General features: G+C 31.3%; 14 protein-coding genes and 1 tRNA gene. 8 read left to right on the forward strand and 7 right to left on the reverse strand.

Annotated elements, in window-relative coordinates; genetic code table 11:
- Positions 1 to 27: 27 nt before the first annotated feature.
- Positions 28 to 1,038, reverse strand: coding sequence for a 3-oxoacyl-ACP synthase III family protein (locus ACYX4H_RS00495; protein WP_476237289.1), 1,011 nt, complete (start codon positions 1,036 to 1,038; stop codon positions 28 to 30).
- Positions 1,039 to 1,300: 262 nt separating this feature from the next.
- Between ACYX4H_RS00495 and htpG the strand changes: the two genes are divergently transcribed.
- The 6 genes from htpG to ACYX4H_RS00525 all read left to right on the forward strand — a co-directional run bounded on the left by htpG (position 1,301) and on the right by ACYX4H_RS00525 (position 6,636).
- On the forward strand, positions 1,301 to 3,211 hold the full coding sequence (gene htpG, locus ACYX4H_RS00500; RefSeq protein WP_476237290.1) for a molecular chaperone HtpG: 1,911 nt from the start codon (positions 1,301 to 1,303) through the stop codon (positions 3,209 to 3,211).
- A 108-nt stretch (positions 3,212 to 3,319) separates the two neighbouring features.
- Positions 3,320 to 3,544, forward strand: a complete 225-nt coding sequence (locus tag ACYX4H_RS00505) for a hypothetical protein (RefSeq protein ID WP_476237291.1) — start codon at positions 3,320 to 3,322, stop codon at positions 3,542 to 3,544.
- Positions 3,545 to 3,697: 153 nt separating this feature from the next.
- Positions 3,698 to 4,072 (forward strand): VOC family protein, encoded by a 375-nt coding sequence (locus ACYX4H_RS00510; RefSeq protein WP_476237292.1) that lies wholly within the window; start codon positions 3,698 to 3,700, stop codon positions 4,070 to 4,072.
- A gap of 148 nt (positions 4,073 to 4,220) precedes the next feature.
- A complete protein-coding gene (locus tag ACYX4H_RS00515; protein WP_476237293.1) occupies positions 4,221 to 4,913 on the forward strand; it encodes a helix-turn-helix transcriptional regulator in 693 nt (230 codons plus the stop codon).
- Between the two features lie 75 nt (positions 4,914 to 4,988).
- Positions 4,989 to 5,621, forward strand: coding sequence for an MOSC domain-containing protein (locus tag ACYX4H_RS00520; RefSeq protein WP_476237295.1), 633 nt, complete (start codon positions 4,989 to 4,991; stop codon positions 5,619 to 5,621).
- Between the two features lie 94 nt (positions 5,622 to 5,715).
- A complete protein-coding gene (locus tag ACYX4H_RS00525) occupies positions 5,716 to 6,636 on the forward strand; it encodes a sterol desaturase family protein (RefSeq protein WP_475296849.1) in 921 nt (306 codons plus the stop codon).
- Between the two features lie 4 nt (positions 6,637 to 6,640).
- Here the strand turns inward: ACYX4H_RS00525 and ACYX4H_RS00530 are convergent, their stop codons facing one another.
- Positions 6,641 to 7,306, reverse strand: coding sequence for a M15 family metallopeptidase (locus tag ACYX4H_RS00530; protein WP_476237296.1), 666 nt, complete (start codon positions 7,304 to 7,306; stop codon positions 6,641 to 6,643).
- A gap of 539 nt (positions 7,307 to 7,845) precedes the next feature.
- Between ACYX4H_RS00530 and ACYX4H_RS00535 the strand changes: the two genes are divergently transcribed.
- Together ACYX4H_RS00535 and ACYX4H_RS00540 are read left to right on the forward strand one after the other, a co-directional pair.
- Positions 7,846 to 9,108: a DUF819 family protein gene (locus ACYX4H_RS00535; protein WP_476237297.1), complete on the forward strand. Its 1,263-nt coding sequence runs from the start codon at positions 7,846 to 7,848 to the stop codon at positions 9,106 to 9,108.
- Positions 9,109 to 9,160: 52 nt separating this feature from the next.
- Positions 9,161 to 9,862, forward strand: a complete 702-nt coding sequence (locus tag ACYX4H_RS00540; RefSeq protein WP_476237298.1) for a DUF4369 domain-containing protein — start codon at positions 9,161 to 9,163, stop codon at positions 9,860 to 9,862.
- Positions 9,863 to 10,000: 138 nt separating this feature from the next.
- Here ACYX4H_RS00540 and ACYX4H_RS00545 read toward each other — a convergent pair.
- The 5 genes from ACYX4H_RS00545 to ACYX4H_RS00565 form a co-directional block, all read right to left on the reverse strand.
- Positions 10,001 to 10,074 (reverse strand) — tRNA-Thr (locus ACYX4H_RS00545).
- A gap of 58 nt (positions 10,075 to 10,132) precedes the next feature.
- Positions 10,133 to 10,399, reverse strand: a complete 267-nt coding sequence (locus ACYX4H_RS00550; RefSeq protein WP_475296853.1) for a hypothetical protein — start codon at positions 10,397 to 10,399, stop codon at positions 10,133 to 10,135.
- A 50-nt stretch (positions 10,400 to 10,449) separates the two neighbouring features.
- Positions 10,450 to 10,860 carry a 6-pyruvoyl trahydropterin synthase family protein gene (locus tag ACYX4H_RS00555; RefSeq protein ID WP_476237299.1) on the reverse strand — a complete coding sequence of 137 codons (411 nt, stop codon included), beginning with the start codon at positions 10,858 to 10,860 and terminating at the stop codon, positions 10,450 to 10,452.
- A complete protein-coding gene (idi, locus tag ACYX4H_RS00560) occupies positions 10,844 to 11,380 on the reverse strand; it encodes an isopentenyl-diphosphate Delta-isomerase (RefSeq protein WP_476237300.1) in 537 nt (178 codons plus the stop codon). Before idi ends, ACYX4H_RS00555 begins: the two co-directional genes overlap by 17 nt.
- Positions 11,381 to 11,492: 112 nt before the next feature.
- Positions 11,493 to 13,472 (reverse strand): OmpA family protein, encoded by a 1,980-nt coding sequence (locus ACYX4H_RS00565; RefSeq protein WP_476237301.1) that lies wholly within the window; start codon positions 13,470 to 13,472, stop codon positions 11,493 to 11,495.
- Positions 13,473 to 13,479 lie beyond the last annotated feature (7 nt).

The following is a 13,479-nucleotide window of genomic DNA, read 5'->3' on the forward strand; positions in this document are numbered from 1 at the left end:
TGAAACATTAAGTTTCAGGGTTTATTTTTACCATTTTATTATTACACTGCCCCAAGTAAAGCCACTACCAAAGGCAGCTAAAACCACCGTATTACCTTCTTTAATTTTACCTTCTTCCCAAGCTTCGGTTAAAGCAATGGGTATAGATGCTGCAGTTGTGTTACCGTATTTTTGAATATTATTAAATACCTGATTATCATTTAAACCAAACTTCTTTTGTATAAATTGTGCAATACGCAAATTAGCTTGGTGTGGTATAAGCATGTCTATAGCTTCTTTTTGTAAATTATTTTTCATTAAACCTTCCATAATTACTTCGCTAAAACGTACAACGGCGTTTTTAAATACAAACTGCCCATTCATGTGCGGAAAATAACTTTCATCATTAGGGTCGTTATCATCTAAAATATCATTAACCCAACGTTTTCCCATACCTGGAGCTACTAAAACCAATTCTTCGGCATGTTCGCCTTGGCTATGCAAGTGGGTAGATAGAATACCTTTTTGTGTATTTTCCTCGCGTGTTAATACAGCTGCACCAGCACCATCACCAAAAATAACACTAACACTACGTCCGCGGGTAGTTTTATCTAAGCCATAAGAATGTAACTCACTACCTATAACCAGTATGTTTTTATACATGCCCGTTTTTATAAAATTATCGGCTACAGATATGGCATACACAAACCCAGAGCATTGGTTTCTAACATCTAAAGCCCCAACGGTTTTTATATTTAAAGCGTGCTGTACTTGCACACCCGGACCCGGAAAATACATATCAGGACTTAAGGTTGCAAAAATTATAAAATCAATATCGTCTTTATCAATTCCTGCGCGTTCAATAGCTATTTTAGCAGCTTTAACACCCATGGTTGCAGTGGTGTCTCCACTACCCTTTTTTACCCAACGGCGTTCTTTTATTCCTGTGCGTTCTTGTATCCATGCGTCATTGGTATCCATCATTTTAGACAAATCATCATTTGTAACCACATGATTGGGTACATACTTACCAAGACCTATTATTTTTGAATTATACATGTTAATATCTATTTTATTTGGCCTTTTACTTCAACATTAAAAGACTTTGTTTAGTTTTTCTTATTACAAATTACAAAATATAAAATTCAAATTACAACTTTTTAAATTTTAGACTTTGTTTTTCAATTTCTTTAAAGAAAAAATTGTGTCAGTTTGTCACTTTTTATGTCTTGGTATTTTTTTTGTCTACTTCAAACACATAAATAAACTATTAAATTAACTAGGTTTCCGCTACGCGGGAATAATAAATACACAATTTATCATGACAAAAGGAAGTATTAATGTTTCGGTAGAAAATATTTTTCCGTTAATTAAGAAATTCTTGTACAGTGACCACGAAATATTTTTACGTGAGTTAATTAGTAATGCCACTGATGCTACTTTAAAACTTAAACATTTAACAAACATTGGTGAAGCCAAAGTAGAATATGGCAATCCTAAAATTGAAATTAAAGTAGATAAAGACGCTAAAAAACTTCATATTATAGACCAAGGTTTAGGTATGACTGCGGAAGAGGTTGAAAAATACATAAACCAAGTAGCGTTTTCTGGTGCTGAAGAGTTTTTAGACAAATACAAAGATTCTGCTAAAGATTCTGGTATTATTGGTCATTTTGGATTAGGATTCTACTCTGCATTTATGGTTGCTGAAAAGGTTGAAATTATAACCAAATCTTTTAAAGATGAACCTGCTGCTCATTGGACTTGTGATGGATCGCCAGAGTTTACGCTTGAGCCACATGATAAAACCGAAAGAGGTACAGAAATTATTCTTCATATTGCTGAAGATTCTACAGAATTTCTAGAAGAACCACGTATTCGTGAGCTATTAAACAAGTACAACAAGTTTATGCCTGTGCCAATTAAATTTGGAACTAAGGAAATTAATGACCCTGAGCATGAACCTGCAACTATTACTGATAAAGACGGCAAAGAAACCAAAGAGCCACACAGACAAATTACGGTTGATGACATTATTAACAACCCAGACCCAGCGTGGACAAAACAGCCTACAGATTTAAAAGAAGACGATTATAAAAACTTTTACCGCGAATTGTACCCAATGCAATTTGAGGAGCCGTTATTCAACATACATTTAAATGTAGATTATCCTTTTAACTTAACTGGTATTCTGTATTTCCCTAAAATGGGACAAGACATGAATATTCAAAAAGATAGAATTCAGCTGTACCAAAATCAGGTTTTTGTAACCGATAATGTTGAAGGTATTGTACCAGAATTTTTAACCATGTTACGTGGTGTTATTGATTCTCCAGACATTCCATTAAACGTATCACGTTCTTACTTACAAGCCGATGGTGCTGTAAAAAAGATTTCATCATACATTACCAGAAAAGTTGCTGATAAATTAAAATCATTATTCAATAGTAATCGTGAAGATTTTGAAGCAAAATGGAACGATATTAAAGTGGTTATTGAATACGGTATGCTTTCTGAAGAAAAATTCTTTGAAAAAGCTGATGCTTTTGCGCTTTACCCAACCGTTGATGGTACGTATTACACTTACGAAGAATTATTCAACAAAATAAAAGCAAACCAAACTGATAAAGACAACAAGTTAGTTATTCTTTACGCTTCAGATAAAGATGCGCAACACAGCTACATTGAGTCTGCTAAAGCTAAAGGATACGAAGTATTGTTGTTAGATTCTCCTATAGTTTCACATTTAATTCAGAAATTAGAAACTTCAAAAGAAAACATATCTTTTGCGCGTGTTGATGGTGATCATATTGATAATTTAATTAAGAAAGATGACAACACCATTTCTAAATTAGATGAAGACCAAAAGAAAACGCTAGATGAACTTTTAAAAGACGTTATTCCTTCTGAAAAATTCACTATTCAGTTAGAAGCTATGGATAGCAGCGCCAACCCATTTATTATTACACAACCAGAGTTTATGCGCCGCATGAAAGAAATGCAAGCTACCGGCGGTGGCGGCATGAACATGTTTGGTAATATGCCAGAAATGTACAATTTGGTTGTTAATACAAACCACGATTTAATTAGCGATATTTTAAATACCGAAGCTAAAGAAGATAAAGAACGTTTAATAAACCAAAGTTTAGATTTGGCACGTTTATCTCAAGGTTTACTTAAAGGCGAAGCTTTAACAAACTTTATTAAGCGTAGTTATAATATGATTAAATAACCTCTTTATTACAGCACTTAATACAACTTTAAGTGTTAAAGTTTACAAAACCATTTTGCTTTTGCAAAGTGGTTTTTTTATATTAAAAAATCATAAATCATTAAACTAATGAAAAAAATAGCAAAAATTATAGTAGTAATTTGTTTATCATTAACAGTTACAAATTGTGCCACCATTTTAGGCGGCCCCATAAATTCACACCAAAAAACAAAACCAGCTCCTGGGCAACCACAACGTGATGTTAGAGTTGTTGCTTTAATTGCAGATATTGTTCTGTTTTTACCCGGTACAATTGTAGATTTTGCAACTGGTGCCATTTACAAGCCTCATTAAACATTATTTCTATAAACGTATTTTTAAAAACCACTTTGTTATTTCAGGGTGGTTTTTTAATTAAAACTTCAAAACAAAATAAACCCCTGACACATAACGGCATTAAGCCTATTAAATTTGCATGTAAGTTTAATTTAAAAATCAAAAAACAACATGAAACATGCAATTAACTGGTTTGAAATTCCTGTAACAAATTACGAGCGCGCAAAACAATTTTATGCTACGGTAACAAATGCTGAAATTAAAGATCATCACATGCCTGAACAAAACACAAAATATGGTGTATTTTCGCATGGTGATAAAGATAGTGTTGGTGGCGCTATTATTGAAGCTGAAAACCAAACACCATCAAACCAAGGCGCTACAATTTACCTTAACGGTGGTGATGATTTAAGCGTACCGTTAAATAAAGTTGAAAGTGCTGGTGGTAAAATAGTTATGCCTAAAACTGCTATTGGTGAAGATGGATTTATTGCGCAATTTATTGATAGCGAAGGTAACAGAGTAGCTTTCCATTCTTGGAATTAAATTGTTTATGCCTTCAGTAATTTAAAAAAAAGCATCAATCAAGCAAACGAATAGAAGGCGAATTGATTTAACAATTCGCTTTCTTTCATAAATTAAAATTTTAACTTTAATTTGATAAACACCAAACAACCCTATTATTTTTGTTAGCATGTCTCAATTAGCAAGACTCATATCAATTTTAACACTTTTACGGTCTAAACGCTTACTAACCGCGCCAGAATTGGCCAGTAAATACAACGTAAGCGTTCGCACAATTTACAGAGATATGAGAAAACTTGAAGAAGCTGGCGTGCCCGTTACAACTATTGAAGGCCGGGGCTATTCATTAATGGAAGGTTACCAAATTGCGCCCGTACAATTTACTGAAAAAGAAGCCAACGCATTAATTACCGCTCAACATTTAGTGAGCCAAACTAAAGATGCCCAATTTACAAAAGACTTTCAGGAGGCATTAACAAAAATAAAATCGGTTTTTAGATCTTCAATTCAAAAAAAGAGCGAAATTTTAGATCGTAATATTCGTGTTTTTGATTTCGATTTTGAAAACATTTCTAGCAACGCACTTTCTGATTTTCAATTAGCTATTACTAATTTAAATTATGTTGAAATTAACTACCAAAAGGCCAACGATACAAATATTAGCTTCAGAAAAATAGAACCTTACGCCTTTTACTCTTTCAATAATAAATGGATTTTAATTGCTTGGTGTTATTTACGTAATGATTATAGAGCTTTTAGAATTGATAGAATTAAACATTTTAAATTATTGCACGATACCTTTACAGATAGAAATTTCAATCTTCAAAAATATTTTGAAAACTGCCCCTACAAAGAAAATTAGTCTGTTTAAAATACTGTACTTTGTAATGTTTAATACTATTTTCGTCTAAAAGCTAATATCTATTAAATATTCATCATGAAAATTATAGCCACCAACATTGCAAAACCAACAACTATTATTTGGAATGATAAAGAAATAACCACAGGCATTTACAAAAAACCAACTGGTAGTCCTATTTACTTAGGAAAAACTGATGTTGAGAATGATGAAGTAACAGACCGCAAGCACCATGGCGGCACGTTTAAAGCTTGTTATTTGTTTTCTGCTGAAGAATATGATTATTGGAAAAACCTATACCCAAATTTAGATTGGAACTGGGGTATGTTTGGTGAAAACTTAACCGTAGAAGGTTTAAACGAAAAAACACTTATAATAGGCAATATTTATAAAATTGGTAATGCTTTAGTACAAGTAACGCAACCAAGAGAACCTTGTTTTAAATTTGGTGTTAAATTTGGTTCACAAGATGTTTTAATGCAATTTATAAACCGTGGTTTACCAGGAACATATATGCGTGTTTTACAGGAAGGTAGTGTACAAGCTGGAGACACGTTTGAGCTAGTTGAAACATCAAAAAACAGTTTAACAACAGCACAATTTTTCAAACTATTATATCAAAAAAATAAAGATAAAAAATTGGTGAATTTAGCTATAACAAACACTGCTTTACCAGAAAGCAAACGAAATAAAATGGCCAAATTTATATAAAAAGCTAGCATTTGTAGTTATACTTTAAAAAATCTGTTTATATTACCAAACACCCTAATAAAAACAGATTTACTAATATACACTACTTTTTTTAATGGATTTTACAAACCCGCTAGTTTACGGCGTACCTTGTTTTTTAGGCCTTATTTTAGTTGAACTTACATATAGCAAAGCACACAAACATAAACTTTATAATTGGAAAGACTTAGGCTCAAGCCTTTTTATGGGTATTGGCTCTGTTATTTTAGCGCCTTTAATTAAAACCATTTCGGCCATTGTTATTTTTAATTATTTGTATGAACTATGCAACCCCATTGTTAACGGAGTTAGAACCAATATATTAGGTTATGAATCTTTTGGGTATGCTTGGTACGTTTGGATAGCTTGCCAGTTTTTAGATGATTTTACTTATTATTGGTTTCACAGGCAAAACCACATGGTAAGGTTTTTATGGGCTGCTCACATTGTGCATCATTCTTCAGAAAATTTCAACTTAGGTACCGCTGTACGTAATGGTTGGTTTACCATTTTATATAAGCCATTATTTTATATGTGGCTTCCGGCAATAGGTTTTCCACCAGAAATGGTTGTGGTTTGTTTAGGTATTGAAGCTCTATGGCAATTTCAGTTGCACTCTGTATATATTCCAAAACTTGGTATAGTTGAAAAAATTTTTAACACACATACCATGCACCAAGTTCATCATGCAAAAAACTTAGAATATATGGATAAAAACCATGGCGGTTTTTTAAATATTTTTGATAAAATTTTTGGCACTTGGAAAGCGCTTGATGAAAATATAGATATTGAATATGGTGTTACTAAACCGCCAAACTCTTATAATCCGCTTGTAATATTAACACATGAATACAAAGACATTTGGAAAGACACCAAAAAAAGTTCTAATTGGTATCATAAATTCATGTACATATTTGGCCCACCAGGATGGAGCCATGACGGAAGCACCCTTACAATTAAACAAATACGAGCACAGCAATTACAAAAAAGTAAATAAGTTGTTATTCTATTGGAAAACTAAAATACGTTTTAGGAAAAGGCTCATTCCTTAAAGTAAAATGCCACCACTCTTTTGAGTAACCTCTAAAACCAAATTTAGCCATTACGTTTTGTAGTAATTGCCTATTTTCCTTTTGCTTTGGTGTAATATTACTGTAATTAACCCAAGATTGTTTGCCAAAAAAATCAAAGTGACTTCCCATATCTAATGGCACTCCTGTATTTCCATCTGTAATAGTTACATCAACAGTACTACCGCGGCTATGACCAGATTTTGATGCAATATAACCTTCATTAAAAAGATAGCGTTTCTTTACGCTTGGGTAAAATTGTTTTTTATTTAAAGTATCATTTAAATTTCTAGCCCAATTTACAAAATGATTAACAGCTGTTTGTGGTCTATAACCATCAAACACCATTAAACATAAATTTTTACTTTGTAAATAGTCTTGAACCTTTTTTAAAGCATTTGCTGCCTCTTTTGTTAAAATAAGCCTGTTTGTATTATAACCGCTTATAGGTTTACCAATAAAATTGTTTTTTGAAAAATATCTTAATTCAACATCTAAATCTGCTACAACTTCATCTACATACACAAAACCATCTGGTAATTGTGCAAAACAACAATTTAAACTAAAAATTATAATTATGTATTTAATAAGTGTCATTAGCAGCTAATATAATTAAAATTGTAACCAGAAAAGTTTAAAAACAAAAAAACCGAGTTCCCTCAAACCCGGTTCTTTCTTAATTTGCTTTTTTATTACGAAGTAGATTTAGGGAATCTATATCAACGACATAATGCAAATATTAATTAATTAATCCATTGAACTAAAAAGTATGTTATTTAGTACACCTCAAAGATAGTATTAGATTTGAATTACAACGTTTAAAAACATATAAAATCGACAAAACGCTTATTTTTTTAACATTTAAAGTCAAAATCATGCATTTCATCGACAAAAAGCAGCATTAAATATTTTCACAAAAGCCATTAAAAACAAAAAAGCATCTTTTACAAGATGCTTTTTACTAACTAACCAACCAAAAATATGAATTACAATTACTAAGTTTAAAGTACCACTCAATAAACTTTTAATAATTGAATGTATTTACTTTTTATATAACAATGTTCGTGCCAAACTAAAAATCATTCAAATTTTATTTTAATTATATTGTGCTCCTTTATTAAAAACTTCAAATTAATATGAAAAGCTCACCGCTGTTTACTAATGATACCATTGTTTTTGGCCTTTTAATGCTAATGCTAGCCATTGTTTTTTTTACATCATCAAAAAAAACAGGTTTTTGGGCTAAATTTTACAGTATTGTTCCTGCGCTATTAATGTGCTACTTATTACCTGCAATTTTAAATTCTTTACATATTATATCACCTAAAAATTCTGAAATTTACACCATTGCAAAAAATTATTTATTACCCGCAGCTATTGTTTTAATGACACTTAGTTTAGATTTAAAATCTGTATTTAATTTAGGCCCTAAGGCTTTAATAATGTTTTTTACAGGTACCGTAGGCATTATTATTGGTGGCCCAATTGCAATTTTATTAGTATCTATTTTTAGTCCAGAAACAGTTGGTGGTGTAGGTCCAGATGCCGTATGGCGAGGTTTATCAACCGTTGCAGGTAGCTGGATTGGTGGTGGCGCCAACCAAACCGCCATGTATGAAATTTTTAAATTCAACCCTGAAAAATACGGTAGCATGATTTTAATAGACATTGTTGTTGCGCAAATATGGATGGCTGTTTTACTTTTTGGTATTGGTAAAAAAGACAAAATAGACAGGTGGCTTAAAGCCGATAATTCAGCCATTGAGGCTCTTAAACAAAAAGTAATTAATTACGAAAAAAGCGTAATGAAAACACCTAACTTAACAGATTACATTATTATGCTAGGCATAGCTTTTTTTGCTGTAGGTGTTTCGCATTTAGGCGCCAATAATATTTCAACCTATTTATTAAATAATTTTGAAGTTTTTAATGATAAAACTTCAGCATTAGCTTCATTCACTTCTACATTTTTTTGGATGATAACAATTGCTACTATTATAGGTATTGCTCTATCTTTTACAAAAGCAAAAAAATATGAAGGAGCAGGTGCCGGTAAGCTAGGTAGTATTTTCATTTACATATTAGTGGCTAGTATTGGTATGAAAATGAATTTAGCATCAGTTTTTGAAAACCCAGGTCTTATTTTAGTTGGGTTAATTTGGATGTCTATACACGTTATGCTTTTAATAACCGTTGCTAAAATTATAAAAGCACCTTATTTCTTTTTAGCCGTTGGTAGTAAAGCCAACGTTGGCGGTGCAGCCTCGGCACCTGTTGTAGCAGCTGCGTTTCATCCATCATTAGCAACTGTTGGGGTTTTATTAGCTGTTGTTGGGTATGCAATTGGTACATTTTCGGCACTATTTTGTGCCAACTTAATGGAAATAGTGTCTCCGTAATACCACTTAAATAATATTTTAAAATATATTTGCCCACAAAATAAATTTCTGAATGAAAAAAATAGCATTATTATTTATTATTCTTTTTGCAATTGCTTGCGGAAAAGAAAAACATGATTTAGTAGTTAAAACCAATATTAAAGGATTAAAAAAAGGCACTGTTTATTTGAAAAAAGCCGAAGACACGTTAATTGTTACTGTAGATTCTATTGTAGTAAACGGTAATTCTGAATTTGAACTTTATAGTGATTTAGAATCTCCTGAAGTTTTCTATTTGTATTTAGATAAAAATAGTAAAGAAGAAGACAGAATTACATTTTTTGCTGATAAAGGTATTACCGAAATAAATACAACGCTTAAAAATTTTGCTTTTGATGCTAAAATAAATGGTAGCGAGCAACAAAAAACATTAGAAGAATACTTAAAAGTTATAGCTAAATTAAACAATAAAAATTTAGAATTAATTAAAGAAAATTTTGAAGCTCAAAAAACTGGTGATACAGCTAAACTTAATGACATTGAAAAACAATACAAGAACACTATAAAACGCAAATATTTATACACTGTAAATTTTGCTATAAATAATAAAGATAGTGAAGTTGCGCCTTATTTAGCTTTAACCGAAATTTACAATGCTAAACTTAATTTTTTAGATACCATAAACAAATCTTTAACCCCTGAGGTAAAACTTTCAAAATATGGTAAAGCGTTAAATCAATTTATTGAAGATATAAAAGCAAAAGAGACCAAATAGTCACAAAAATTATTTAACATAAAAAATCCTTTCAATTTAAAACTGAAAGGATTTTTTTATTTTATAGCAATAAAAACAATATTACACTAATTACTACATAAAAAAAACGCCTCATTTAAGAAGCGCTTTATTTTTTTGAGCCGATAGAGGGACTCGAACCCACGACCTGCTGATTACAAATCAGCTGCTCTAGCCAGCTGAGCTATATCGGCTTATGCGGGTGCAAATATAATATCAAATTTATAATATGCAACACCTTTTTAAAAAAAATTAAAGTTTATTTATTTTTTCTAATAAAGCGTTTCCTTTTGCCTCTAATTCTGCGTTTATAGATTTAAAATGTGCTTTTACATCATCAACATCTTTAGCGTTTACTTTTTCAATTAAATCATCAAATGTAGCAATGGCTTCATCTATAATTGCTTCACTCTCTTTTGTGTCTTTATCTGTATTATCAATTTCCCAAACGTATACTTCTTCAATAATATCTCCTAATACGTTATTAATATCTTTTTTTAAGTTTTTTACACTTGCCATTTTATACGGGTTTTAGTTTATTATAAATATAAGTAATTATTTCAATAAAATTAATTACCTGCGTAGGTTACAAAATTTCTTGGGGTTTCGTAAAGTGTTATTTCTAGCTCTAAATTTGGTTCTATTTTGGGTTTTATTTTGTTGTAAATAACAACTGCAATATTTTCGGCAGTTGGGTTTAAATCTTCAAACTCTGGCACTTGAAGGTTTAAATTTTTATGATCAAAAGCGTCTTCTACTTCAGCTTTAATAATATCTTTTAAAACTTTCATATCAACTACATAACCTGTTTCTTTATTTATTTCACCTGTAACACTTACAATAAGCTCATAGTTATGGCCATGAAAATATTGGTTGCTGCATTTGTCAAAAACTTGGTTATTTTTTTGGTCACTCCAATCTTTACGGTACAACCTATGGGCTGCGTTAAAATGGGCTTTTCTGCTAACGGTTACTTTCATTGTTTACATTTATGTGTTGGTAAAATTTATCAAAAATAACCTTAAACCATGCTGTATATGTGTCTGGGTTCAATGCTATATCTACTTTTACTGCTTCTAAAGGCATCCATTTCCAATTAGCAACTTCACTTGGGTTTATTGTTGGTGTGTTGTTGTAATTTCCTAATAAAATATGATCGTATTCATGTTCTGTTAGGCCATTATCAAAAGGGGCTTTGTATATAAATGAAATGGATTCTTTAAGCTCTGTAACAAAACCCATTTCTTCCATTAAACGGCGTTTTCCTGCTTCAATATTTGTTTCGCCGTTTCGTTGGTGACTACAGCAGGTGTTTGTCCATAACCCTGGAGAGTGATACTTATCTAAAGCACGTTGTTGCAGCATTAGTTCATTTTTATCATTAAAAACAAATACAGAAAACGCTCTGTGCAACAATGCTTTTTCATGAGCTTCCATTTTTGGCATTAGGCCAATTTGCTCATCGTTTTCATTTACTAAAATCACCTTTTCTTCTTCCATGTAGCAAAAATACAAACAAATTTATACTTGGTTGCTAAACTGTTCAAATAAAAAAAAAGCAGTTAAATTATTTTTAACTGCTTTTTTTTTGGTCTTTTAATAGGAATGCTTGCTACATTTTTATAATGATAAATTCTGACCTTCTATTAAGTTGATGCTCTCCTTCAGAACATTTAACGCCATCTTTACAACGGTTTATTAATTGTGTTTCTCCGTAACCTTTTGCACTTTCTATTCTGTTGCTTTCAATACCGTTACTTATTATATAATCTCTGGTTGATTTTGCTCTTCTATCTGAAAGGCTTAGGTTGTACTCATGTGTGTTTCTAGAATCTGTATGAGATTCTATTTTAATTACCATTTCTGGGTATTGTTTCATTAATAGCACTACTTTGTTAAGCTCTATTGAAGCATCATTTCTAATGAATGATTTATCTAAATCAAAATAAATAATGCCTATTTTAATTTTTAGTAGTCCGTTTTCTTCAACAATTAACTTGCTTAATGTTTCTAAACCTAAAGCAACTATAGTTTCACCTGGTTCATTTAGTGTTTTGGCTAATTTATCTTTTTTAGCATATCCTGTTTTTGTAGCTATTACTTGATATTTTGTATCACAGTTTAATACTTTTTTAAACTTATATGCGCCATTTACATCTGTTGTAGTAGTTTCTAATTCATTGCCATTATCAGATAATAAAACCATTTTTACATCGGGTATGCGCTCTCCGGTTACATTGTTAGACACATAGCCTTTTATGGCTTGGTTACATGTTGGTTCTGGTAATCTTACAAAAGAATAAATATCATCATCACCTTTACCAGATAGCCTATTTGAACAAACAAACCCTTTATTTTCTTCTTCTTTAATAATGAATGCAAAATCATCTAATTCACTATTTAGTGGTGCTCCTAAATTTGTTGGGGCACCAAAACTTTGGTCTGTAATGTTGCTTTTATAAACATCTAAACCACCAAGACCCAAATGACCATCGGAAGCAAAATATAAAGTATTGTTGGTTATAAACGGAAACATTTCTCTTCCGGCTGTATTTACTTTGTCTCCTAAATTTCTTGGTTTAGAATATGATATACTATCTTTTTCACTCAAAATATCAACCACAAAAATATCTGTTGCACCTATTGAACCAGGCATATCTGACACAAAATACAATAACTTACCATCAGCACTTATTGATGGATGCCCTACCGAATAATCTTCACTATTAAATGGTAACTCTTTTACGTTTTGCCACGTTAATTCGTTATCTTCATTATTCAATAAATCTGCACTATACAGTTTTAAATGGTTGGTACCTTTACTGTCTCTACCTAAATCTCCGTTATAGTTATTTCTTGTAAAATACACTTTGGTTTGATCTGGGTTAAAAGCTAATGTAGCTTCATGATACCTGGTATTTAGCTTTTTAGAGAACTCTCCTTCTTTTTTTAAATCAGATTCAATTTCATTTAAATTTCCTACATACATGTTTAAAAAAGGCTGTTCATTCCAGTGATAAATTCTGGTATGAAAGTTTGAAGAGTCTACTGCAGATGAATATATTAATTGGTCCTTGTAATACATTGGTCCAAAATCTGAATACTTTGTGTTTACAGATACGTTTTTAAGCGTAAACCTTGGTTCTATATTTAAAACATCTTCAACCGTAAGTTCTATTTGGTCCAAATGTTCAGCTCTATCATCTTCACTTTCTGTTCTTTTAGAAAACTCTTTCATCCAACGTTTAGCGTCTCTGTATTTACCTATACCTTCAAGCGCATGGGCATATCTAAATATATATTCTGGTTCAACACTTGAGAAAAATTCAGATACTAATTTATCATACCATATATAGGCATTTTCCATATCTGTATTAAAAAAATAGGCATCGCCAGTTCTTTGAAGTAAGGTTTTGTATTTACCCGCATCTTTTAAATCTTTATTCTCTAAAGACCTCGCTTTAGCCTCGTATAAAACAGCCGCTTCTTTGTACCATAATCTTTCAAATAATTTATCTGCTTTTTTTGTTTCACTTTGTGAAAAAACAAAATTAGCCACGCATAAAATTGTTATTAATAATATTTTCTTCATAGTTACT

The sequence above is a fragment of the Seonamhaeicola sp. ABD4_340 genome, from assembly GCF_056312135.1.

What these genes read in the sequence shown, in the direction of transcription:
- ACYX4H_RS00495 (WP_476237289.1), bottom strand. Translation starts at nt 1,038, where the DNA reads ATGTATAATTCAAAAATAATAGGTCTTGGTAAGTATGTACCCAATCAT.
- htpG (WP_476237290.1), top strand. Translation starts at nt 1,301, where the DNA reads ATGACAAAAGGAAGTATTAATGTTTCGGTAGAAAATATTTTTCCGTTA.
- ACYX4H_RS00505 (WP_476237291.1), top strand. Translation starts at nt 3,320, where the DNA reads ATGAAAAAAATAGCAAAAATTATAGTAGTAATTTGTTTATCATTAACA.
- ACYX4H_RS00510 (WP_476237292.1), top strand. Translation starts at nt 3,698, where the DNA reads ATGAAACATGCAATTAACTGGTTTGAAATTCCTGTAACAAATTACGAG.
- ACYX4H_RS00515 (WP_476237293.1), top strand. Translation starts at nt 4,221, where the DNA reads ATGTCTCAATTAGCAAGACTCATATCAATTTTAACACTTTTACGGTCT.
- ACYX4H_RS00520 (WP_476237295.1), top strand. Translation starts at nt 4,989, where the DNA reads ATGAAAATTATAGCCACCAACATTGCAAAACCAACAACTATTATTTGG.
- ACYX4H_RS00525 (WP_475296849.1), top strand. Translation starts at nt 5,716, where the DNA reads ATGGATTTTACAAACCCGCTAGTTTACGGCGTACCTTGTTTTTTAGGC.
- ACYX4H_RS00530 (WP_476237296.1), bottom strand. Translation starts at nt 7,306, where the DNA reads ATGACACTTATTAAATACATAATTATAATTTTTAGTTTAAATTGTTGT.
- ACYX4H_RS00535 (WP_476237297.1), top strand. Translation starts at nt 7,846, where the DNA reads ATGAAAAGCTCACCGCTGTTTACTAATGATACCATTGTTTTTGGCCTT.
- ACYX4H_RS00540 (WP_476237298.1), top strand. Translation starts at nt 9,161, where the DNA reads ATGAAAAAAATAGCATTATTATTTATTATTCTTTTTGCAATTGCTTGC.
- ACYX4H_RS00550 (WP_475296853.1), bottom strand. Translation starts at nt 10,399, where the DNA reads ATGGCAAGTGTAAAAAACTTAAAAAAAGATATTAATAACGTATTAGGA.
- ACYX4H_RS00555 (WP_476237299.1), bottom strand. Translation starts at nt 10,860, where the DNA reads ATGAAAGTAACCGTTAGCAGAAAAGCCCATTTTAACGCAGCCCATAGG.
- idi (WP_476237300.1), bottom strand. Translation starts at nt 11,380, where the DNA reads ATGGAAGAAGAAAAGGTGATTTTAGTAAATGAAAACGATGAGCAAATT.
- ACYX4H_RS00565 (WP_476237301.1), bottom strand. Translation starts at nt 13,472, where the DNA reads ATGAAGAAAATATTATTAATAACAATTTTATGCGTGGCTAATTTTGTT.